Raw genomic sequence first — 21,986 nt, forward strand, 5'->3', positions numbered from 1 at the left:
CATTTTCGAACACGCACAATTGACCACTTCCGAACAATTGCTCCACGATATTGCCACGAGGCCGCCTGCATTTAGGGTATTTCCAGGAAAAGCGAACCCCGGTTTTCCGTCGGGAAATGCGACAAAGCGGTCTAAGAGATCGCCACCACATATTGCATGATGATTCTATGCCGAACGGCCATTTGATGGGATTTGCATGATCCGTTTCTTTTCGGAGACCAATTTAAGACGTGCCCGGATTTCATCCGGCCTCATCATATTTGCTTTCGTTTTTTTCCATCTCTCCAATCATTCCCTTGCACTCATTTCCATCGACACGGCTGAACGGGCGCGAAAATGGTTCAGCCTGATCTGGCTCAATCCCGTCAGCAGCCTGCTTTTTTACGGTTCGGTCGTGGTGCATGTCTGCCTCGTCCTGCGTTCGCTTTATCTGCGCAGGACGCTCCGCATGCCGCTGCGTGAGGCGCTTCAGGTCATATTCGGCCTGTCGATCCCGTTTCTGATCATCGGCCACGCCGTCAATATCCGAGTCTCGCATATGCTTTATGGCATCGACGTCGGTTATTATTCGGTCATCCGACGGCTCTGGATCAACAATCCCGTCGGAGGCGCGTGGCAAAGCCTCGCATTGATTGTCATCTGGACCCATGGATGCATCGGCCTCTATTTCTGGCTGCGGTATCGCGAGTGGTATCCGAAAATCGCCGGGCTCTTCATGACGGTGGCTGTCATGCTGCCGCTCCTGGCGTTGCTGGGCTTCAGCGATGCAGGCCGCTGGCTGGAAGAGGTGGATCGGAAATATGCGCTTCCTCCGGGGCTGACGGATAGCGCCATTCAGAGAGACGAACTCCCGCTGCAAAGGGAGATGGAAACGCAAATCCGGTTCATCACCGGCGCAACCGAGGCGATTTTTGCCGGCGCGGTGATGCTGGTCTTCGTGTTGCGCGGTGTGCGAAGCTTCCGGCAACGGCTGACCGCGATTGAAATCCACTATGAACAGGGCGCACAGGCGCGGATCCCGGCCGGGTTCAGCATTCTCGAAGCCAGCAGGCTTGCGGGCATTCCCCATTACTCCGTCTGCGGCGGCAAGGGGCGCTGCTCAACCTGTCGCGTCAAGGTTCTGAACAGCAAAGGGCCCCTTCCGCCGCCCGGAGACATCGAGCAGACGACGCTAAGGCGCATCCATGCCGATTCGGATGTGCGGCTCGGCTGTCAGCTGCGCCCCACCAGCGATCTCGACATCGCGCTTCTCGTTTCACCACCCCGAGAGAGCGATCTGCCCGCGGATGCGCAGCAGGCCCGCCCCGGTCGAGAAGAGGAAATCGCCATCCTCTTCTGCGATCTGCGCAATTTCACCACGCTGTCCGAAGCGAGGCTGCCCTATGATGTGGTCTTCCTTCTCAACCGCTATTTCACCATCGTCGGCCAGGCCGTCGAACAGGCCGGTGGCCATCTCGACAAATTCATCGGTGACGGCGCCATGGCCCTTTTTGGACTTGGCGAGGATACGGACAGGGCCTGTCGCAACGCCATGAAGGCAGCCGCAACCATATTGCGGGATATCGCAATCCTGAACGAGGGGCTGGAAAAACAATTCGCCGTCCGCCTCGAAGTGGTGGTCGGCATTCACTCCGGTCCGAGCATCGTCGGCGTGATGGGATATGGCGCGGCAAAAACCCTGACAGCCATAGGCGATACCGTGAATGTGGCAAGCCGGCTCGAATCCAAGGCCAAGGAATTCGGCGCCGCCATCGTCGTTTCCGAACCGGCCATCATTCAGGCTGGGCAGGAAATTGACGATCTCAGAAGCGAAGAAATCGCCATTCGCGGACGAAACTCGCAGATGAAGGTGTATCTGCTCTCAAGAGAAGAGAGCGAGCGTTATCTGTAAGGCAACCACGGCGCTTCCGTCGCAGGGCGGTCCACCGTCAAATCTTGCGATAAAGAAAATATCGATCCGTCGGCACGCTTTCCGGCACCGGCAGCGGTTTCAGCATGGCATGATCGAGTGGCAGGCCACTGATGGCGATGCCGCCTTTCGCCAGCATGCCCGCGGCAAGATCGGGCAGCCACGTCAAAGTAACCGCATCCTTTTCCGGATAACCCGTGCCGATATCGGCATGTATCATCGCCGCATCCGTTCCGATGAAGGCCGGAGCGGTTTGCGAGATTTCACCGATCACGAGATCCTCTGCCGCCGGAACGGAAGAGGCATGCGCGCCCATGGCCCTGTCGAAAGCGATGATACGGCGGTTCGGAAACAGTTCCCGCAGGTGATTGAAAGTGCGCCCGTTTCCAAGCCCGATTTCCATGAGCGCGCCCTGATCGGGCAGATCGAGATCGGCCTCGACATGGTTGAGGATATCGCGCTGCGCGGTCAACCGGCGAATAAAACTGTCCAGTCTGCTCATATTATCAGGCCTTGATGATGTGTTTTGCGGCGATATCCCGGCGCGCGAAGACATTTCGTGTATCGACGATCAGCGGCGCCCAGTCGCTGAGCGCAGCATAGTCGACATTGTCGTGATCCGTCGCGACAAGAACGGCATCGAAGCCGCCGATGGTATTACTGTCCCAAGATACGGATTTCATGCCCATAAGGTGGCTATATTCCCGGGTTTTCGGAATTTCCGCCACATATGGATCGAAATAGGCCGCTTCGCCACCGCGCTCCTGAATAAGCTCCATGAGCTTCAGCGACGGGCTTTCGCGAATATCGGGCACGTTTTTCTTGTAGGCGAGACCGACGACCAGAACCTTGGAGCGGCTGAGCGCCTTGCCGGAATGGATATCGAGCGCTTCGGCAACCCGCCCGACGACATGGCGCGGCATGCCGGTATTGATTTCGCCGGCAAGCTCGATGAACCGCGTCGGCAATTCATATTCGCGTGATTTCCAGGTGAGGTAGAACGGGTCGATCGGTATGCAATGGCCGCCGAGACCCGGACCGGGATAAAACGGCATGAAACCGAACGGCTTGGTTTTCGCCGCGTCGATCACTTCCCAAATGTCGATACCCATCGCCTCGTAGACGACCTTGAGTTCGTTAACGAGGGCGATATTGACGGCGCGGAAGACATTTTCGGTGATTTTCACCGCCTCGGCCGTGGCATTGGTCGAAACCGGAACGATCTTCTTCACCACGGAGCCGTAGAAGGCGGCCATCAATTTTCCGGCAGCCTCGCCGTCACCGGCGACGACCTTCGGGATAGTAGAGGTTTCGAAGTCGCTATTGCCGGGGTCTTCCCGCTCGGGCGAAAAGCCGATGAAGAAATCAACGCCGGAGACCAGGCCAGTGCTCTCCAGAATGGTCTTCACCACCCCGTCGGTCGTGCCGGGATAGGTGGTCGATTCCAGCACCACGAGCTGCCCCTTGCGCAGATGGGTGGCAATCTCCCGGCAGGTTTTTTCAACATAGGAAAGGTCCGGCTCGCGATATTTCGTCAGCGGCGTCGGCACACAGATGGCGATTACATCGCATTCGGCCAGCCTGGAGAAATCGCTGCTGGCAACGAAACCGTCATCCTGCCGCACACTTGCCAGCACCTCATCGGAAACTGCCTCGATATAGCTGCGGCCCGCTTCGATCGCAGTAATTTTACCGGGGTCGATGTCGAAACCGACAACCTTGAAACCAGCCTTGGCGACCGTCATGGCAAGCGGCAGGCCAACATAGCCGAGGCCGATCACCCCCGCTTTTGCGCTTCTGTTTTCGATGCTGGAAAGCAAGGTCTGGGAAATGTCTGGAGAAGTCAAAGCGTGTCACGCTCCGCGCATGTGCAAAAGATGCCTTTCAGTTGGGCAAGAATGACCGACCTGTCAAGGCTCGACCCTTTCAAATTCCGGTTGACGCCCCAGCCGCCGGCGACGCACAACCATCCGCATGAAGATCGCCTTTTATTCGCCGCTCAAATCGCCCAACCATCCCGTTCCCTCCGGCGACCGGCTGATGGCCCGACTGTTGATGAAAGCGATGACGATGGGCGGCCACGACGTTTTCGTCGCCTCCGAACTACGCAGCTTCCTGAAACAGCCGGACGATCCGGCGCGGCCATCGCTCGCCGATGAGGCCGGGCGCGAAATCGAAACGATCGCGGAGCGCTGGCGGCGGGAGGGCGCGCCGGACCTCTGGTTTTGTTATCACCCCTATTACAAGGCCCCTGACCTGCTCGGCCCGGAACTGGTGCAGCGTTTTGGCCTTTCCTATGTCACCGCCGAGGCATCCTATTCACCGAAACGCAACGGCATGGGCTGGCAGGCGGTTCAGGACGGGTTGCTCGCCGCATTGAACGGGGCCGCGGTCAATATCTGCTTCACCGCGCGGGATCGTGAAGGGCTTGTGCGCGCTTCCTCCACCCTGCAATGGGCGATGTTGCCGCCCTTCATCGATGCCGGGGCATTTCTCAGCAACACACCCCGGCCGGAGCCAGCAAGGCTCATCACCGTCGCCATGATGCGGGCGGGCGACAAGCTCTCGAGCTATCGTACCCTATCCGAAGCGCTGGCCTTGTTGCCTGGGAATCTCGACTGGACGCTGGACATCGTCGGCGACGGCCCGGAACGCGCGGCCGTAGAGGCGATGTTCAGCGCTTTTCCCGATCACCGCCTCGTCTGGCACGGGGAAAAAAGCCCAACGGAGATCGCGGCACTTCTTTCAAAAGCTGCCTTCTATGTCTGGCCGGGCCATGGCGAGGCCTATGGTCTCGCCTATCTTGAAGCACAGGCCGCCGGCCTGCCCGTCGTGGCCGAAAAAGTCGCCGGCGTTCCCGAAGTGGTAAAATCCGGCACGACAGGATTACTGACACCGGAAAATGATACAGCCGCTTATGCCGAGACGATCAAGACCCTGCTCGGTGATGACAGGCAGCGTGAGGAACTGGCAAAAGCGGCCCGCCAGTTCGTCATCAATGAACGATCTCTGGAAAACGCCGCAGCAAAGCTGAACCAAATTCTTTTGCAGGCAAAGGCACAAAGATCATGAGTCTGGAAAAACTCAAAGCGGCACTGGATGAATGCAGCCGACGCGGCATAAAGGCCGATCTCTGGCTGCGGGACGACGATGCCGTGGAACCGACACCGGCTCTCGACCTATTGCTTGATCTTTGCGGCAGCTTTTCCGTTCCGGTCACTCTCGCGGTCATTCCCGAGATGACGACGGATAAGCTCGCAACACATCTGGATGCCTCAGATATCGCTGAGGTCGCCGTCCATGGCTGGTCCCATGTGAATTACGCCGGGGCCGAAGAAAAGAAACAGGAACTCGGGTCGCATCGCGACCCGGCCATCGTGCTTGATGAATTGCAATCGGGACTGGATAAGCTCCACGACCTGCATGGCGGTCGTCTGGTGCCAATGCTGGTGCCGCCGTGGAACCGAATCGACGCCGGTATCGTGAAGAGTTTGGCGGATATCGGATATCGCGCCTTATCCGTTTTCGGCCCTGAGAAAAACACCGTGCCGCCTTGTCTGAACACCCATGTCGATGTCATCGACTGGCATGGCAGCCGCGGCGGCCGTGACGACGATATCCTGTTTTCCGAGACCGCCGCCCGCATTCTGCGCACCGCCGAAGAGGGCGGCACGACCGGCATCCTCACCCATCATCTCGTGCATGACGACACTGTGTGGCGCTTCCTGCGGCGGCTTTTCGAAGTGACCACCGGGCATCCTGCCGCCCGCTGGCGTTCCTCGAAGGACCTCGTCAACGGGATATCACCATGACTTCCAGGCGATCAGCATCCCGCTTTCCTGCGCGGCGAGTTCCCGCCTGATCGCTTCCACCGCCTCAAGCGGCGCACGGTCGGCAAGGGACGCGGCGACAAACGACGCCGGCGCAAGGCTGATGCTTCCCGCCCGGGCGATGACAGTGAAGATCAAAGGACCGGTCGACCACCAGGCCGGCGCACGCGGCATTTCCTCGATGATCCCGGGAAAGGCCTCAAGCATCTTGCGGAAGACCGGATGTCCGGCGGGGGCAGCGATGAAGGAATTGGCAAGCAGCATGCTGCCCTGCCCCGTATCGCGCGGCGTTTTTTCGTCAAACGCCGTCAGCCCCATCAAAGGCAGGGAAGCATCGAAACTCCTGTCATCGCGCGCCGGATACCAGTCGCAGTCGAGATAGATGCCGCCAAAACGCTCCAGCAGGATGTAACGGGCCACATCCACCGCGCCGGGATAATCGCCCTCGGCGAGCATCCTGTTAAAGATACTATTCGAAAACACGCCCTCCCGCTCAAGATCGGCCTCCCGCCAGAGGCGATAGTCATAACCATGCCGTGCGGCATGGGCGGCCCAGGCCTTGACCGATACCGGCGGAGCTTTTTCCCCGATCCATATCTGGTGAATGAGCCGCGGCACATCCTCCCGGCTTTTGAGATTGATCATGCGCCGTTCTTCCGTGGAAAACCGGGCATATTTTGCCAGCGTCTGCGGCGGCGGAACCAGCGTGTATTGATAACCGATCCGGGCGACGAGATCGCCTTCGGCCTTGGCGAGACGCAGCCGCGCGGCATGCAGCCGGCGTGGCAGGCCGAGCACGGTTCGCTCGCCCATCACATGCGCGTCTTTTGCTGCAACCAGCGATAAGAGAAGCGCATTGGCTTCGGCATATCGGCCGTCATTTTGCAACTGCCGGGCTTTATCGAGCTCAGCGTCATAATATTTCTTGTCGGACATGGATCCTCATTCAAAAGCGCCCGTTAACATATCACGAAACACGCGCGGTCAGGCAAGCCGCCACATTTCCGAAGCCGGCTTTGAATTTGCTAAACAATTCGATGTTTCAGAGGCATAGACAGACAACAAACCCTGCGATAACGTGAATTTAAGCCCTCCTGAACAATTGTCACAAGGCAACGATAAAGAGACGGCAAGGAACCTTTTGGCATGAGCGCAGGCGCAGATTTGCTCCGTATTGAAAATCTGCGGGTCTCTTTTTCTCTCATGGGCGGCACCATCGATGCCGTCAGGGGCGCGAGCCTTCGTATTCTTCCGGGAAAAGTCACTGCCCTCGTCGGCGAGTCCGGCTCCGGAAAATCCGTCATCGGCCAGACCATCATGGGCATCCATCCCAAAACGGCGCGCGTGAACGGCCGCGTGCTGTTCACCGATCCGGAAAATGCCGCAGCCGGCCCCATCGATCTGCTGCAATTGCCGAAGGACGGCCGGGAAATCCGTTCGATACGCGGCAATCGCATCGGTCTGATTTTTCAGGAGCCCATGACCTCCTTTTCGCCGCTGCACACCATCGGCAACCAGATCGATGAAGCGCTCAGGATCCACAGCATCCTGTCGCCGGCCGAGCGCGCGGAAAAAATGTATGAAACGCTCGATCTCGTGGGGTTTTCCAAACCCAAGAAGGTCGTGAACATGTATCCCTTCGAACTGTCGGGCGGCATGCGTCAGCGCGCCATGATCGCCATGGCGCTCATCTGTCGGCCTGCACTTTTGATTGCGGATGAGCCGACGACGGCGCTGGATGTGACGATACAGGCGCAAATCCTCAAGCTGCTGCGCGATCTTCAGAGCCGGTTGAATATGAGCATGCTGCTCATCACCCACGATCTTGGTGTGGTCGCCAATATCGCCGACGAAGTGGCCGTGATCTATCAGGGAGAGATCATGGAAGCCGGTACGGTCGATGACATTTTCAAGGCGCCGGGCCACCCCTATCTCAAGGGCCTGATGGCCGCCGTACCGCATTTCGACATGAAGCCCGGCGAAAGGCTGAAGGCGCTGCGCGAAATCAAGGTGGACCACGAAAGCCTTGTCGGAAAAAAGACCGCCGCGGTCAACAAAACCCCCGGCCCGCTTCTGACCGTCGATAACATCAGCAAGACCTTCACGAGCCGCAAATCCAGCTGGTTCCGCAAAAGCGACGCCAATGCCACGAAGGCGGTCAACAGCGTCAGTTTTGAAATCCGTCGCGGCGAGTGCCTCGGGCTGGTCGGCGAAAGTGGCAGCGGCAAGACCACCGTCAGTAAAATCCTCATGCGCGCCGTCCGCCCGGATGAGGGTTCGATAACCTTTCACCGGCCGGAAGGTGATATCGATGTCCTCAATGCGAAGGACGGTGATCTCAAGGAGCTGCGCTCGAAGATACAAATGGTCTTTCAGGACCCGATTTCATCGCTGTCCCCCCGCATGACGGTGGGCAATATCCTGAGCGAGCCGCTCGAAATCCACGGACGGGGAGATGCGAAATACCGCGCGGAAAAAGTCCGGGGTCTCGTCAGGGCCATCGGCCTTGGAGAAAGCGCGCTGAACCGCTATCCCCATAGCTTCTCCGGCGGCCAGAGGCAGCGTATCGGCATTGCCCGCGCCTTGGCACTCGGCCCCGAACTGCTGATCTGCGATGAGCCCGTCTCCGCTCTCGATGTCTCGGTGCAGGCGCAAATCCTCAATCTGCTGAAGGATTTGCAGCAGGACCTCGGGCTCACCTATCTCTTCATCTCGCATAATCTCGCGGTGGTGGATTATATGGCCGACCGCGTGGCCGTGATGTGCGAGGGCCGTATCGTGGAACTGGCGCCGCGGGAAATCCTGATGCGCTCTCCGGTTCACCCCTATACGAAATCCCTGCTGGCCGCCGTGCCTTTTCCCGATCTCGATCGTCCGCTCGATTTCCGCACCATCGGCAAGATCAGCGCGACGGGCAAATTCGACTGGGGCAGGCAGTTCCGGGACGAGGGTGATGGCGAGATGATATCAGCCGATCTCGGCGAAGGCCATTTCGTCCTTGCCAACGGCAATGTCGATATCCGGGAGCTTCGCCCTTGATCACGCGCCGCACCACGCTCGCCTTGCTGGCCTCCGTCTTCCTGCCGGCCTATGCGCGCGCCGCCTATATCGACCCAGCCTATTTCAAGGAAAAACGCGAAAAGGGCGAATTGCCCGGCGTGGCCGAACGCCTGCCGAAAAACCCGCGCGTCATCGACATGAAAGCGCTTGGCCGCGAGCCGGGAAAACACGGCGGCTCGGTGCGTATGCTGATTGGCGGCCAGCGCGATATCAGGTTGATGCCGATCAGCAGCTATGCCCGCCTTGTCGGTTATGACGAAAAATTTGAGCTTCATCCGGACATTCTGGAAAGCTATGACGTTCAGGAAGAACGCATCTTCACCTTCAAGCTGCGCGAGGGCCACAAATGGTCCGATGGCAGCGACTTTACTTCAGAGGATTTCCGCTATTTCTGGGAGGATGTCGCTCTCAATAAGGAAATTCACAAGGGCGGTCCGCCGATCGAACTTCTGGTCAACAATAATCCGCCGCTGATCGAAGTCGTCGACCGGCTGACGGTGCGTTACACCTGGGAAGGCCCGAACCCGGATTTCCTGGCGAAGCTCGCGGCGGCCTCGCCTGCGCGACTGTTCCTTCCCGCCGCTTACATGAAACAGTTCCACGTCAAATATCAGACAGCGGAAAATCTCGCCAAGCTCATCAAGAAGAACAAGGCGGACGACTGGAGCGGGCTGCATATCAAGATGTCACGGCAGGTCCGGCCGGAGAACCCCGCTTTGCCGACGCTCGACGCATGGCGAAACACGACCTCGCCGCCGGCGGAGCAGTTCGTGTTCGAGCGCAATCCCTATTATCACCGCGTCGACGAAAATGGCCTGCAGCTGCCCTATCTCGACCGTTTCCTGCTCAACGTCACCTCCTCCGATATCATCTCCGCCAAGACGGCATCGGGTGACAGCGATCTGCAATATTTCGGCCTCGACTTTGCCGATTACACCTTCCTGAAGGATGCCGAAAAGCGTTTCCCCCTGAAGGTCAATCTCTACAAGCGCTCCCAGGGCTCACGCATCGCGCTGCTGCCCAATCTCAATTGCGCCGACCCGGTCTGGCGCAGCGCGTTCCAGGACGTGCGCGTGCGCCGTGCCCTGTCGCTCGCGATCAACCGGCATGAAATCAACATGGTCTGCTTCTACGGGCTGGCAAAAGAAAGCGCCGACACCGTCCTGCCGGAAAGCCCGCTTTACCGGCAGGAATTTGCCGACGCCTGGAGCGCCTTTGACCGGGCAGCGGCCAACAGGCTGCTCGATGAAGCGGGTTTCGACAAACGCGACAATGCCGGCCTTCGGCTCCTGCCGGATGGTCGACCCGCCTATATCATCGTCGAGACGACAGGCGAAAGCACGCTCGAAACCGATGTCATGGAACTGGTAACGGATCACTGGCGGCATATCGGCATTGCGGTTTCGGTGCGCCCCACCCAGCGCGACGTCTTCCGCAAGCGCGCCATGGGCGGCGAGGTGCTGATGTCGGTGTGGATGGGCATGGACAATGGCGTGCCCACACCTGACATGCTGCCTTCCGGCCTCGCCCCCACCGGCGACGATCAGCTGCAATGGCCGGTCTGGGGCGTGCACTATCTTTCTGGCGGCCGCGAGGGCAAGGAGCCCGACCTGCCGGAGGCGGCGCATCTTCTCGATCTCCTCAAAAAATGGCGCAGAAGCGTTACCGAGGAAGAACGCGAGGCGATCTGGCTGGAAATGCTCGGGATTTATACGCAGCAGGTATTTTCGATCGGCATCGTCAACGGCGCGCTGCAACCCGTCGTCCATGTCAAACGCATGCGAAACGTGCCGGACAAGGCGCTTTTCGGTTACGAACCCACATCCTATCTCGGCGTCTATATGCCGGATGCCTTCTGGTATGACGGAGACGCCTGATATGCTGCGGTATATAATCAAGCGCATCCTCGTCATGATCCCCACACTGATCCTGATCTCGATGCTGGTCTTCACCATCATCGAACTGCCGCCGGGCGATTATTTCGAAAGCTACGTCGCCGAGCTGCGCGCCATGGGTGAGACGGCAAACCTTGCCGAAATCGAGGAATTGCGCACCCGCTACGGTTTCGATCAGCCGGCCCCGATCCGCTATTTCCGCTGGGCGACCGGCATGCTGGTCGGCGATTTCGGTTATTCCTTTGAATATCAGCTGCCGGTCAGCGATGTGGTGGGAGACCGCCTCTGGCTGACGGTTCTGGTCTCCTTCGTCACCATCATCGTCACCTGGATCCTTGCCTTTCCGATCGGCATCTACTCTGCCACGCATAAATACAGCTGGGGCGATTATGGGCTCACCTTCCTCGGCCTGCTCGGCATCGCCATCCCCAACTTCATGCTGGCGCTGATCCTGATGTATTTTGCCAATATCTGGTTCGGTATTTCGATCGGTCATCTGATGGACCGGGAATATCTGAATCAGGCGATGAGCTGGGCAAAGTTCAAATCGATCCTCGAACATATCTGGATCCCCGTCCTCATCATCGGAACGGCAGGCACAGCCGGCATGATCCGCCGCCTGCGGGCCAATCTGCTGGACGAGTTGCAGAAACAATATGTGGTGACAGCCCGCGCCAAGGGGCTGCATCCCTTCAAGGTGCTGATCAAGTATCCGCTGCGCATGGCGCTGAATTTCTTCATCTCGGATATCGGCTCGATCCTGCCCGCCATCATATCAGGCGCGGAAATCACCGCCGTCGTCCTGTCGCTCGAAACCACAGGCCCCATGCTCATCCGGGCTTTGCAAAGCCAGGATATGTATCTGGCCGGCTCGTTCCTGATGTTCCTGGCTTTCCTGACTGTCATCGGCGTTCTTGTGTCGGATATCGCCCTTGCCATACTCGACCCGCGAATCCGCTTCGGAGGTGGTAACGTCAAATGACTTCATCCATTCCGAAATCAGGCGAAGCGCTCCCCCATTACGTCTCGACGGCACCCTTCGACCCGTCGCTCATCGAACCCAACACTTCTGGAATGGCGGCCTTCAGCAAGGCATCACAACTGAAGCTGATGTGGTGGCAATTCCGCCAGCACAAGATCGCTGTGTGGTCCGGCGCGTTTCTGGCGGTGATCTATCTTTCGATCCTGATCAGCGAGTTCCTCGCCCCTTACAATCTCCATACCCGCAATATCGAGCATATCTACGCACCGCCGCAGTCCATTCATCTTTTCAACGACGGAAAATTTGTCGGCCCCTTCGTTTATGGCCGGGAAATGACACTCGATATGGACAATCTGCGGCGCGTCTACCGAGATGTGCCGACGGATATCCAGCCGCTGCGTTTCTTCTGCAAGGGCGATACCTATCGCTTCTGGGGCATGTTCGAGGGCAGAACCCACTTCGTATGCCCGGCCGAAGGCGGCGAAATGTTCCTGCTCGGCACCGACAGGCTGGGGCGCGATGTGCTGTCGAGGATCATCTATGGTGCGCGCATTTCGCTGACCATCGGCCTTCTCGGCGTCGCCATGAGCTTCGTTCTCGGCATTGTGATCGGTGGTCTGGCGGGTTATCGCGGTGGCACCTTCGACCTGATTGTCCAACGCATCATCGAGGTGCTGCAATCCATCCCCAGCATTCCGCTATGGCTGGCGCTCGCGGCAATCATGCCGGTGACCTGGAGCCCGATCCTCGTCTATCTCGGCATCACCATCATTCTCGGCATGCTGGACTGGACCGGCCTTGCGCGCGCCGTGCGCTCGAAGCTTCTGGCGCTTCGCGAGGAAGACTATGTTTTGTCTGCACAATTAATGGGTGCCGGCACGCCGCGCATCATCGGCAGACACCTTATTCCCGGCTTCATGTCGCACTTGATCGCATCGGCCACCCTTACGATACCGGGCATGATTCTCGGCGAAACCGCACTGAGCTTCCTCGGCCTCGGTCTCAGGCCACCGATCACAAGTTGGGGAATTCTGCTCACGGAGGCGCGCAGCGTCAGCGTCATTGCGCTATATCCGTGGCTTCTCATCCCGACGATCCCGGTCGTTCTCGTCATTCTGGCCTTTAATTTCTTCGGCGACGGACTACGTGATGCTGCGGACCCCTTCAGATAAAATGGAATACGCCTTGATTAACTGCCCTTCCGAAGCCGCCTTCATCGTGAAAGGCAAAAAGAGGTGTGGCCCATGAGCTCCCGTTTGAACGACGCGCGTATTCTCATGTACAGCCATGATTCCTTCGGCCTCGGCCATCTGCGACGGTGTCGCACCATCGCGCATGCCCTGGTGGAGGATTATCGCGGCCTCAACGTTCTCATCATATCGGGAGCGACCATTGCCGGCGCCTTCGATTATCGCGCCCGCGTCGATTTCGTGAAAATCCCGAGCGTCATCAAGCTGCGCAATGGCGAATACACTTCGATGGACAGGCATATCGATCTTCAGGAAACGCTGAAGATGCGCCGCTCGATCATCTATCATACCGCCGAGAGCTTCCAGCCTGATATCTTCATCGTCGACAAGGAGCCGATGGGCCTGCGAGGCGAGGTAGAGGAAACGCTTGCCTATCTCAAGGGACAGGGCACCAAGCTCGTCATCGGGCTGCGTGACGTCATGGATGCGCCGCAGTTGCTCGAGGCCGAGTGGAAGCGCAACAACGTCATGACCAAGATCGGCCAGTTCTATGACCATGTCTGGGTCTATGGCCCGCCGGATTTCCACGACCCGCTGACGGGGCTCGATGTTCCTGAGACCGTGCGCGACAAAATGGATTTCGTCGGATTCCTGCAGCGATCCAAGACGCAGGCCGAAACCGTGGCGCACCGGCCGGAAGGCGATTATCTTCTCATCACCACCGGCGGTGGCGGCGATGGCAGTGAACTGATCGATGACGTCATCAACGCCTATCGCCATGACCCGGAACTGACGCACAAGGCGCTTGTCGTGCTCGGCCCCTATATGCCGGCGGATCAGCGCCAGCGCTTCATGAGCAGCGTTGCCGATATTCCGCATATCGAGATCATCGAATTCGACAACCGCATGGAAGACCTCGTCGCCGGAGCCCAGGCCGTTGTCTCCATGGGCGGCTATAATACCGTCTGCGAAATATTGTCCTTCGATAAGCCCGCCCTCGTCGTGCCGCGCACGGTGCCACGGGAAGAGCAGCTTATCCGCGCCACCCGCGCATCTGAGCTCGGTCTGTTCGACATGCTTCTGCCGGAAGACGCAGAGAACCCCGCAAAAATGGCAGAGGCTCTCAAAGCCCTGCCAAACCGCGCACCACCTTCCGTCAACTCGCAGAATCTGAAGCTCGACGGTCTGGAAAACATCTCGCGCCGGATCGCCGAATGGCTGCCGCCCGAGAGCGAAAAGGCGCCGATTACGCTCACCGCGTGATCGGCTTCCCGACGAACACAGCTTCAAAAGAGACACGCGCAACGTGACTGATACAAAAAAAATCGTGGTGCTCCTCAAGGGCTATCCGCGCCTGTCCGAGACTTTCATCGCCCAGGAGCTTCTAGGGCTCGAAAAGGCCGGGCTGGAACTCGAACTCATGTCCATGCGCCGTCCGACGGACAAGAAGCGACACCCCGTTCATGATGAAATCCGCGCGCCCGTCACATACCTGCCGGAATATCTGCATGAAGAGCCGCTGCGGGTTCTGAAAGCGCTATGGGCCTGCCGTAAAAAGCCTGGCTTCGGAAGCGCGCTTCGCCGGTTTTTCAGCGACCTGCCGCATGATCTCAGCCGCAACCGATTTCGCCGTTTCGGGCAGGCCGCTGTGCTGGCCCATGAATGGCCTGTGGATGCCGAATGGCTGCACGTTCACTTCATCCACACGCCCGCCTCCGTCGCCGCCTATACCCATCTCATAACAGGCACGCCCTGGACGATTTCCGCCCATGCCAAGGACATCTGGACCTCTAGCGACCACGACCTTGCAACTAAGCTGCAAAGCGCCCGCTGGACCGTGACCTGCACCGCCGGCGGTTTTCAGCATCTGCAAGCGCTCTCCGGGCCAAAGCAGAATGTGCATCTGAGCTATCACGGGCTCGATCTCACCCGTTTCCCGCATTTTGAGGGACCGCGCCCTGCAAGGGACGGATCGAATGCCGCCGATCCGGTCAGAATTTTAAGCGTCGGCCGAGCGGTCAAGAAAAAGGGCATCGATATTCTGCTGCGGGCGCTCGCCTCGCTTCCTGAGACCGTCCATTGGCGCTTCACCCATATTGGCGGTGGCGACGAACTGACCGCGCTGAAAAAACTGGCCGACGAACTTGGCATTGCCGAGAGAATTGTCTGGACCGGCGCCATGGACCAGAAGCAGGTGCTGGAGAACTACCGCGAGGCGGATCTCTTCGCGCTTGCCTGCCGCATCACCAGCGATGGCGACCGCGACGGTCTTCCCAATGTACTAGTCGAGGCCGCAAGCCAGGCGCTGACCTGCATTTCCACCAATATATCAGGCATCCCGGAATTCTTCGTGAATGGCGAAAACGGCCTGCTGACGGAGCCGGAAAATCGGGCAGCCTTCGCAGAAGCGCTGCGCACCGCAATCACCGATCCGCAATTGCGCCAGCGTCTCGGCGCTGCCGCTGAGGACCGCGTTCGAACAGCTTTCGACCATCGCACCAGCATCGCCGAATTGAAGTCTCTGTTCGAGACCGAGTGGGAAAAGACACCATGACCGAGATGGAAAAGCGTCCTTCCGTTTTCTTTTACGTGCAGCATCTTCTCGGCATCGGCCATATTGCCCGCGCCAGCCGCGTTGCCAATGCCCTGCAGGCGGATGGTTTCGATGTCGTTCTGGTCACCGGCGGCACCCCGGTTCCGGGCTTTCCCGGTGAAGGCATCCGCCATGTCGAACTGCCGCCGATCGCTGTCAGCGACGGCAACTTTTCAGGACTTATCGACAGTTCCGGCAAGCCGGTGGACGAGACCTTCAAGAACCTCAGAACCGACATGCTGATCGGCGCCTATCACGGCGCAAAGCCCGATATCGTCATCATCGAGGCTTTTCCATTCGGCCGCAGACAGGTGCGCTTCGAATTGCTGCCCTTGCTGGACGAGATCGAGGACAGCGAACCACGCCCGCTCGTGATGACCTCGCTGCGCGATATCCTCCAGGAAAAAACCAAGCCCGGCCGGGACGAAGAGACCGTTTCCCTGGTGAAGAAACATTTCGACGCGGTGCTCGTGCACGGCGATCCCGATTTCGCCCGGCTGGAAGATACGTTCCCCCTCGCCAGTGAAATCAGCCAGCGCATTATCTATACCGGGCTCGTCGCCCCGCAACCACCGCCGGAACCGGCGGAAAAATTCGATATCGTCGTCTCCGCAGGGGGCGGCGCCGTCGGCGCAGCCCTCATCCGGGCAGCCCTTGAGGCAGCCCCGCTGCTGCCTGACATCAAGAGCTGGTGCCTCGTCACCGGTCCCAACATGCCGCAGGCGGATTTCGATGCGATTTCCGCCGAAGCGCCGGACAATGTTTCCGTCTTCCGCTTCCGCAAGGATTTCGCCAGCCTGCTTGCCGGCGCGCGGCTTTCGGTATCACAGGCCGGTTACAACACCGTCTGTGATATTCTTCAGGCGAAATGCCGTTCGCTGCTGATCCCCTTCGCGGCCGGTGGCGAAACGGAACAGAGCGCCCGGGCCGAACGGCTGGCGCGGCTGGGCTTGGCGCAGGTGCTGGAGGAAAAACACATCTCCGCGCAGTCCATGGCCGAGGCCATCAACGCGGCATTGGCGCTGCCGGAACCGGGCAAGGTCCACCTCGATCTCGATGGCGCGGCAGGCACCGCTAGAGCACTGCGCCGCCTTTATGATGAGCGCTGAGGATCGTCTTTAATTCGCGCACGGCGGCCTCATCCGTCGCCTTGCGCCCCGCGCCGGTAAAGCCGAGCTTCGCCACCCTGCTTTCCGGATCATAAAACGGTACGGCGGAACAGGAAGCGTGGATTTCCGTAATCGGAAAACGATCCAGCAATGTCTGAACGCTTTGCGGGCGCACGCCGGCTCCGGGCATGATGACGATCCGGCCTTTGGCAAGCTCCGATAGACGCGCCAAAGTCTCGACGCCCTCAAGCGCCGAACGCGCGCCGCCGGAGGTCAGGATGCGTGGAAAACCAAGCGAAATGGCAGCCTCCAAGGCCTCCTCCATATCCGGCACGATATCGAACGCCCGGTGCAACGTCGCATCCATTCCGTCAGCGTGACGGCGCAATTCTTCGAGCAAAGCCATATCAAGCGAGCCATCGCCACGCGATGCGCCGAGCACCACGCCGGAAAGCCCTGCCGCGCGCGCGGCATCGATATCGCGTTTCATCACATCGGCCTCGTCGCGCGTGAACACGAAATCCCCGGCGCGCGGCCTGATCATGACGCTCACCGGCAACCCATAGGCCGCCGCCCGCTGCATGAACCCCGCCGATGGCGTCACTCCACCGCCGGACAGCGCCGCGCAAAGCTCGATCCGGTCGGCCCCGCCCCTGACCGCCGCTTCCAGACCGGCCACATCGTCCACGCAAATTTCGAGAATCATTCTAACCTCTTTTGTCTGGCCGCGGTCTGTTCACGCGCCGGATCATCCGAAACCGCCCACACTTTTGGTCGACGCTCTACCTGCGGCGACCCGTCCCATCAAGCGCATAGAGCATATAAACCCCGCCAAGACCCACGATCGCCCCCAATATGGAGGTTCCCGAATAACTGGAGACCAGGGTTCCAACGGCAAAAATCAACGCACCGAGACCGGCGCCGAGGAAGATATTGACCGCGATCAGCGAGCTTCCGAGCCCCGGCCGGTCGGCGATCAACTCCTGCAGATAGGTGATGGGAATGCTGATGATGGCGGCGGCACCGAGCGCGCTGATGACGGTCTGCGCATAGATGTGCCAAGGCGCGGAAGCGAGCCCCTGGAGGATGAGATAGATGGCGTAAAGCACCGCACCCGCCGCCAGCGTCAGCGTTTGCGGCACCTTCTTTTCGATCCAGCCCCAGAGGAGAATGAAAACGATTTCCAGCGCGGCGACGATGCCCGCAACGATACCGATATCCGCGACCGTACCCTTTGCCTGTCCGGTTATGATGAGCGAGCGGATGGAATCATTCAGGTGCAGCATGGAGCAGATCAGGGCGATGGCGATGATCCGCAAAAGCACCCGCCGCGATCCGATTTCCGCAAGGGAGGCCATGAGGCCGAAGCGTGCTTCGTTACTGACGACTGCCGGCGTGGCCGCGCGCGGCAGGCAGAAAGCGACCAGCAGAAAACAGATAAGCGCGCAGATGCCCGAGAACAAGAATGCCAGAAGCATATTGCCGGAATTCACCAGAAAAATGCCGACAATGCCGGGCACCAGCACCCAGGACAGCGAGATGGTGGCCCGCATGATCGAATTCACGGCGATCATGTCGCCAGTCGAAAGATTGCGGGCATCGGCGCGCACATGCGCGAAGATCAGCGAGTTCATCGCCCCGAAAATCGGCAGCAGAAGGAGTTTGGCGCTGACGAAAGCCGTGGCGTTGCCGACCAGATAAACCAGCAGATAACCGCTGACCCCGAAGAGTGCGATAAGCAGCATGGGTTTGCGATATTCACCCAGCCTGTCGGCGACGATGCCCATCAGCACGCTGGCACTTACATTGATGACGGCGGCAAACAGCATCAGCAGGGAATAGACGCTGTTGCTCAGCCCGATTTCACGAATGCCGATGACCGCCTGATAGGGCGCTGTCGCCGCATTGGAAAACCCGAAAAACAGGATGGCGAGCGCCCCGATGCGGATCGACGGATTGTTGATGACGATGGAAAGAGCCGACGGCATGGATATTCGCCTGAGATGATCCGGCAAGGCCGGATCGCTGGGGTAAAAGCTACCGAACCGCTGTCATTGCCAGCGGGCCGAAAGGATGGGTTTGGGGATATAGTCGAAATCCGGCTTCCACGGATAAAAATCGCCGGACCGGCGGTGATTGGGAAGGTTTTCGATATCCTGATTGATCACCCCTTCCGTCAGCGCCATGAGATTGGGATTGGCGATCGGCGCAAGCTCCGGAGAAAGATAACCTGACTTGACGACCAGCAGCCTGACCTCTTTCGGATCGAAACCCAGACGGGTGAAATCCGAAATCATGTGATAGGGCCTGCGTCGTGCCGCCAGAATGACCGTGATGGCACCGATGGCGACCACCGCCTGCCGGTGATCGGCAGCACCGGGATCGTCCAGTTTCAGAACCCTGGCTTCGACGGTGACAGAAGGACTTTGCGGATCGAGACTGCCGCCGATCTTTATGGAAAGACGCGCGCCCTCACCTGCCGCAAAACAGGCTTCGACCGCCGGCCGGTCGGTGATGCCGCCCAGAAGAGCACCCTGCCAGTTGCGCGCAATCAGCGCCGAAAGAACATCGGCGCGATCGCCCACCCCGCCGCCGGTCGGGTTGTCACCGGAGTCAGCGAGAATAATCGGCCGTGTCGTCGTCTTTTCCGCAATATCCATGATGGCGTCGAGCGGCTCCGTCACAGGCCCGAAACGAAAATCCTGCCGGGCATTCCAGTAGCATTGCGCGATCTCGGTGGCGACGGCCTTTGCTGCCGCTTTGTCGGTTCCCGTCACCACCGCACAGGCCGTCGCCCGGGGTTCATCGGCCCAGACGTAACCGATCATGAAATTTGCATCCCATATGCCGGGCCGCGCATCGTAATCCGGCAGAACGGCATAGAGGCTTTTGGCGGGCTCATCTTCCGTGGAGGTCTTTTCGCCTGGCAGCAGAACGGGGATTTTCGCCCAGGCCACGCCGGGCTTTTCTCCCGTCTTCAGAGCCTTCAGCAACATCGTCCAAGCCCGCACCATCGTCTCGCGCACATCGATATGCGGCGCAGTTCGGTAGCCGGCAAATATATCCAGCTGATCGATGATCGTCTGGCTGACATTGCCATGCAAATCATAGCTCGCGGCGACAACAACATCCGGTCCGACCACGGCGCGGGCGCTGGAAATCCAGTCACCTTCCGCATCGTCCATGCCTTCGACATTCATCGCACCATGCATGGCGAGATAAAGCCCGTCCAGCGGCAACGAGGCCTTCAGGCGTTCGAGGAACTCGTGCTTGAATGCGTCATAGGCCCCGCGTGACACCGGGCCACCCGGCACGGCGCGGGCGTGCAGAAGCGGCAATACGTCCGCTCCACCTTCGCCGAGGAAATTGAAATACTCGGCCTCCAGAAGCTCCGCGCCACGAAAGACGCGAAAATCCTCCTGCCCCATCAGCACGGGGGAATAGGTGCTGCATTCGGTATGAATTCCACCAACGGCAATACGCATCTCGCCTTCCCCTCAATAAACCGGGCTCAAGGGGACGATGGCGGAAAAGCGCAGCCAATCTTTCTGCGCCTTTGGCGTCCATGCCGCCTCGGCAATGGCCGGCAGCCTCGGGAAGACCAGATGGTTGAAATAGGCACGGTTGAGGAAATGTTCGGACCAGATGCAGGCCTGCACGCCTTTCATCCGCTCCTTCAATTCCTCCGGGAAATCGCCGACAGCCTCATAAGCATAAGTGTGCGAAGGCGGAACCGTGCCGGCCCAGCTTGCGCCGGGCTCCTGCCATGCTTCGTCCTGCACCATGTCGAGATAATAGGCCTGACCCGGCGTCATCACCACGTCATAACCCTGCTTTGCAAGCTCAAGCCCGACTTCCGGCTTCTGCCACGCCATCAGCAATGTTCCGGCCGGATCGACGCCGCCGCCATGGGAAACCTCATCCCACCCCGCAAGCTGGCGGCCCCGCTCATGCAGCATCCCCTGAATACGCTTCATGAAATAGGACTGAATGCCGAAGGTGCCGTCCAGCCCCTCCTTTTCCATCAGCGCCTTGGCGAGCGGCGAAGCGAGCCACGACCCATCCGCAACCTCGTCGCCGCCGATATGGATCAGCCGCGACGGGAAGAGCTCCACCATCTCGTCGAATATCTTGCCGAGGAATTCATAGGTCGGCTCGATGGCCGGGTTGAGCGCATTATTGGGATATCCCTGCACCGAGCGATAGCTGTCCGGCGCTTCCTGCCCGTCCGTCAGTTCGGGATAGGCAACAAGAGCCGCGGTGCTGTGACCGGGAATATCCACCTCCGGCACGATTTCGACATTCAACGCCGCCGCATGCGCCACGACCAGACGCACATCATCCTGCGTATAATAGCCGGAAACCGGTTCCGCCCCATTGCCGAGCTGCGGCAGAAGCGGCGCATCCGGACCGCGCGTCGCGCCAACGGTGGTCAGCAATGGATAAGCCTTGATTTCGAGACGCCACGCCTCGTCATCCGTCAGGTGCCAATGGAAGCGGTTCATGCGCAGCCATGCGAGAATATCGATCAGCCGCAGCACATCATCGGTCGGATAAAATTGCCGCGAAACATCCAGATGGCAGCCACGCCAGCTATAGCGCGGCGCATCGCTGATGGTGCCGGAGGCCGGAAAACGGAACTTCGGGTCGATACGCGCGCCGTGCAGCAGCTGCGCCAGAACCGTCAGGCCATATTGCAGGCCGGCAGCGGCCGAATATTCCACGGTAACGGCTTCGTTGGAGAAAGTGATGTGGTAACCTTCCGCCTCGAGCCCGCTATGCTGCTTGAAATGCAGCGGTTTTCCCTCATGCACCGGCGCAAGGCTGAAAGGCACATGCCCGACGGCAAAGAGCCTGCGGAACAGCGACAGCACGGTTTCCACCGCAAGCACTTCTTCCGCCCTGGCGTCTTCCATCGGGAAAAGTGCGACGGGAAAACCCTCGCCCGGTTCGGCATCGATTTCAGCGGGCCAGGGCTGGACGGCGAAGGGCAGATCGAGCTTTCCTTCGGGAAGCAGCACCGGCGCCGGCTCGCTGTGGCGCCCATCCAGCATCAGGTCACCCACATCCACGGCGCGATGTGTGCCATCGGCAAGGCTGACATAGGCGGATTTTGCGCCGTCCGTGCGATGCCGGGCTGGTCTCAGCAGGCCATCGACGGTGAAGCGCCAGGATTTGCCCGTCTCCAGCACGAAACCGGATGGAGGTGCAAATTCATGGAAATTGGCGTTGCGGCGCAGGTAAACGGCGTTGCCACACACCGGCTTGTCCACCGTCCGCGTCAGCGACGTATAGACGATGCGAAAATCCTTCAGCGGTTCGCGGGAAAGATTGACGAGCGTGAAGGTGAAGCCGCCGGATGCGGAGTCTGCGAGCGGATGCCATGAATTTTCAAGACGATAGTGTGCGAGCGCCATG

General features: G+C 59.4%; 17 protein-coding genes. 10 read left to right on the forward strand and 7 right to left on the reverse strand.

The genetic code is table 11. From position 1 onward, the window contains the following. Positions 1-196: 196 nt before the first annotated feature. The gene (locus CFBP5499_RS12090) at positions 197-1,891 is read left to right on the forward strand and encodes an adenylate/guanylate cyclase domain-containing protein (protein WP_080827181.1); all 1,695 of its coding nucleotides are present in this window, start codon (positions 197-199) and stop codon (positions 1,889-1,891) included. 37 nt (positions 1,892-1,928) lie between these two features. Here the strand turns inward: CFBP5499_RS12090 and CFBP5499_RS12095 are convergent, their stop codons facing one another. Further along, positions 1,929-2,411, reverse strand: a complete 483-nt coding sequence (locus CFBP5499_RS12095) for a class I SAM-dependent methyltransferase (protein ID WP_080827180.1) — start codon at positions 2,409-2,411, stop codon at positions 1,929-1,931. Positions 2,412-2,415: 4 nt separating this feature from the next. Beyond that, positions 2,416-3,756: a nucleotide sugar dehydrogenase gene (locus tag CFBP5499_RS12100; protein WP_175416704.1), complete on the reverse strand. Its 1,341-nt coding sequence runs from the start codon at positions 3,754-3,756 to the stop codon at positions 2,416-2,418. A gap of 127 nt (positions 3,757-3,883) precedes the next feature. Between CFBP5499_RS12100 and CFBP5499_RS12105 the strand changes: the two genes are divergently transcribed. Both CFBP5499_RS12105 and CFBP5499_RS12110 read left to right on the forward strand, forming a co-directional pair. After that, entirely contained in the window at positions 3,884-4,981 is a 1,098-nt protein-coding gene (locus tag CFBP5499_RS12105) for a glycosyltransferase family 4 protein (RefSeq protein WP_080827179.1), read from the forward strand. Continuing rightward, positions 4,978-5,721, forward strand: a complete 744-nt coding sequence (locus CFBP5499_RS12110) for a polysaccharide deacetylase family protein (RefSeq protein ID WP_080827178.1) — start codon at positions 4,978-4,980, stop codon at positions 5,719-5,721. The genes CFBP5499_RS12105 and CFBP5499_RS12110 overlap by 4 nt, the downstream gene beginning before the upstream one ends. Here CFBP5499_RS12110 and CFBP5499_RS12115 read toward each other — a convergent pair. Next, on the reverse strand, positions 5,713-6,675 hold the full coding sequence (locus CFBP5499_RS12115) for a glycosyltransferase family 32 protein (protein ID WP_175416705.1): 963 nt from the start codon (positions 6,673-6,675) through the stop codon (positions 5,713-5,715). The genes CFBP5499_RS12110 and CFBP5499_RS12115 overlap by 9 nt on opposite strands. 210 nt (positions 6,676-6,885) lie before the next feature. Here CFBP5499_RS12115 and CFBP5499_RS12120 point away from each other — a divergent pair, with 210 nt between their 5' ends. The 7 genes from CFBP5499_RS12120 (at position 6,886) to CFBP5499_RS12150 (ending at position 16,568) form a co-directional block, all read left to right on the forward strand. Further along, positions 6,886-8,778, forward strand: coding sequence for an ABC transporter ATP-binding protein (locus CFBP5499_RS12120; protein WP_080827177.1), 1,893 nt, complete (start codon positions 6,886-6,888; stop codon positions 8,776-8,778). Further along, complete coding sequence (locus tag CFBP5499_RS12125) at positions 8,775-10,676, forward strand: ABC transporter substrate-binding protein (protein ID WP_080827176.1); 1,902 nt, start codon at positions 8,775-8,777, stop codon at positions 10,674-10,676. The genes CFBP5499_RS12120 and CFBP5499_RS12125 overlap by 4 nt, the downstream gene beginning before the upstream one ends. A 1-nt stretch (position 10,677) precedes the next feature. Further along, on the forward strand, positions 10,678-11,676 hold the full coding sequence (locus CFBP5499_RS12130) for an ABC transporter permease (RefSeq protein WP_010972421.1): 999 nt from the start codon (positions 10,678-10,680) through the stop codon (positions 11,674-11,676). Continuing rightward, entirely contained in the window at positions 11,673-12,848 is a 1,176-nt protein-coding gene (locus CFBP5499_RS12135) for an ABC transporter permease (protein ID WP_080827175.1), read from the forward strand. Before CFBP5499_RS12130 ends, CFBP5499_RS12135 begins: the two co-directional genes overlap by 4 nt. Positions 12,849-12,920: 72 nt before the next feature. Beyond that, on the forward strand, positions 12,921-14,129 hold the full coding sequence (locus CFBP5499_RS12140; protein ID WP_137066287.1) for a glycosyltransferase family protein: 1,209 nt from the start codon (positions 12,921-12,923) through the stop codon (positions 14,127-14,129). A 43-nt stretch (positions 14,130-14,172) separates the two neighbouring features. Next, entirely contained in the window at positions 14,173-15,420 is a 1,248-nt protein-coding gene (locus CFBP5499_RS12145) for a glycosyltransferase family 4 protein (RefSeq protein WP_175416706.1), read from the forward strand. After that, positions 15,417-16,568 carry a glycosyltransferase family protein gene (locus CFBP5499_RS12150; RefSeq protein WP_080827174.1) on the forward strand — a complete coding sequence of 384 codons (1,152 nt, stop codon included), beginning with the start codon at positions 15,417-15,419 and terminating at the stop codon, positions 16,566-16,568. The genes CFBP5499_RS12145 and CFBP5499_RS12150 overlap by 4 nt, the downstream gene beginning before the upstream one ends. Here the strand turns inward: CFBP5499_RS12150 and CFBP5499_RS12155 are convergent. The 4 genes from CFBP5499_RS12155 to CFBP5499_RS12170 all read right to left on the reverse strand — a co-directional run bounded on the left by CFBP5499_RS12155 (position 16,534) and on the right by CFBP5499_RS12170 (position 21,985). After that, positions 16,534-17,274, reverse strand: coding sequence for a copper homeostasis protein CutC (locus tag CFBP5499_RS12155; protein WP_080827173.1), 741 nt, complete (start codon positions 17,272-17,274; stop codon positions 16,534-16,536). The two genes, CFBP5499_RS12150 and CFBP5499_RS12155, sit on opposite strands and share 35 nt — an antisense overlap. Before the next feature lie 76 nt (positions 17,275-17,350). Next, positions 17,351-18,556: an MFS transporter gene (locus CFBP5499_RS12160; protein ID WP_080827172.1), complete on the reverse strand. Its 1,206-nt coding sequence runs from the start codon at positions 18,554-18,556 to the stop codon at positions 17,351-17,353. Between the two features lie 63 nt (positions 18,557-18,619). Beyond that, complete coding sequence (locus CFBP5499_RS12165; RefSeq protein ID WP_080827171.1) at positions 18,620-20,053, reverse strand: M81 family metallopeptidase; 1,434 nt, start codon at positions 20,051-20,053, stop codon at positions 18,620-18,622. 12 nt (positions 20,054-20,065) lie between these two features. Beyond that, a complete protein-coding gene (locus CFBP5499_RS12170) occupies positions 20,066-21,985 on the reverse strand; it encodes a beta-N-acetylhexosaminidase (RefSeq protein WP_080827170.1) in 1,920 nt (639 codons plus the stop codon). Between the last annotated feature and the right edge of the window lies 1 nt (position 21,986).

Source organism: Agrobacterium tumefaciens, from assembly GCF_005221325.1.
GTDB lineage: Bacteria > Pseudomonadota > Alphaproteobacteria > Rhizobiales > Rhizobiaceae > Agrobacterium.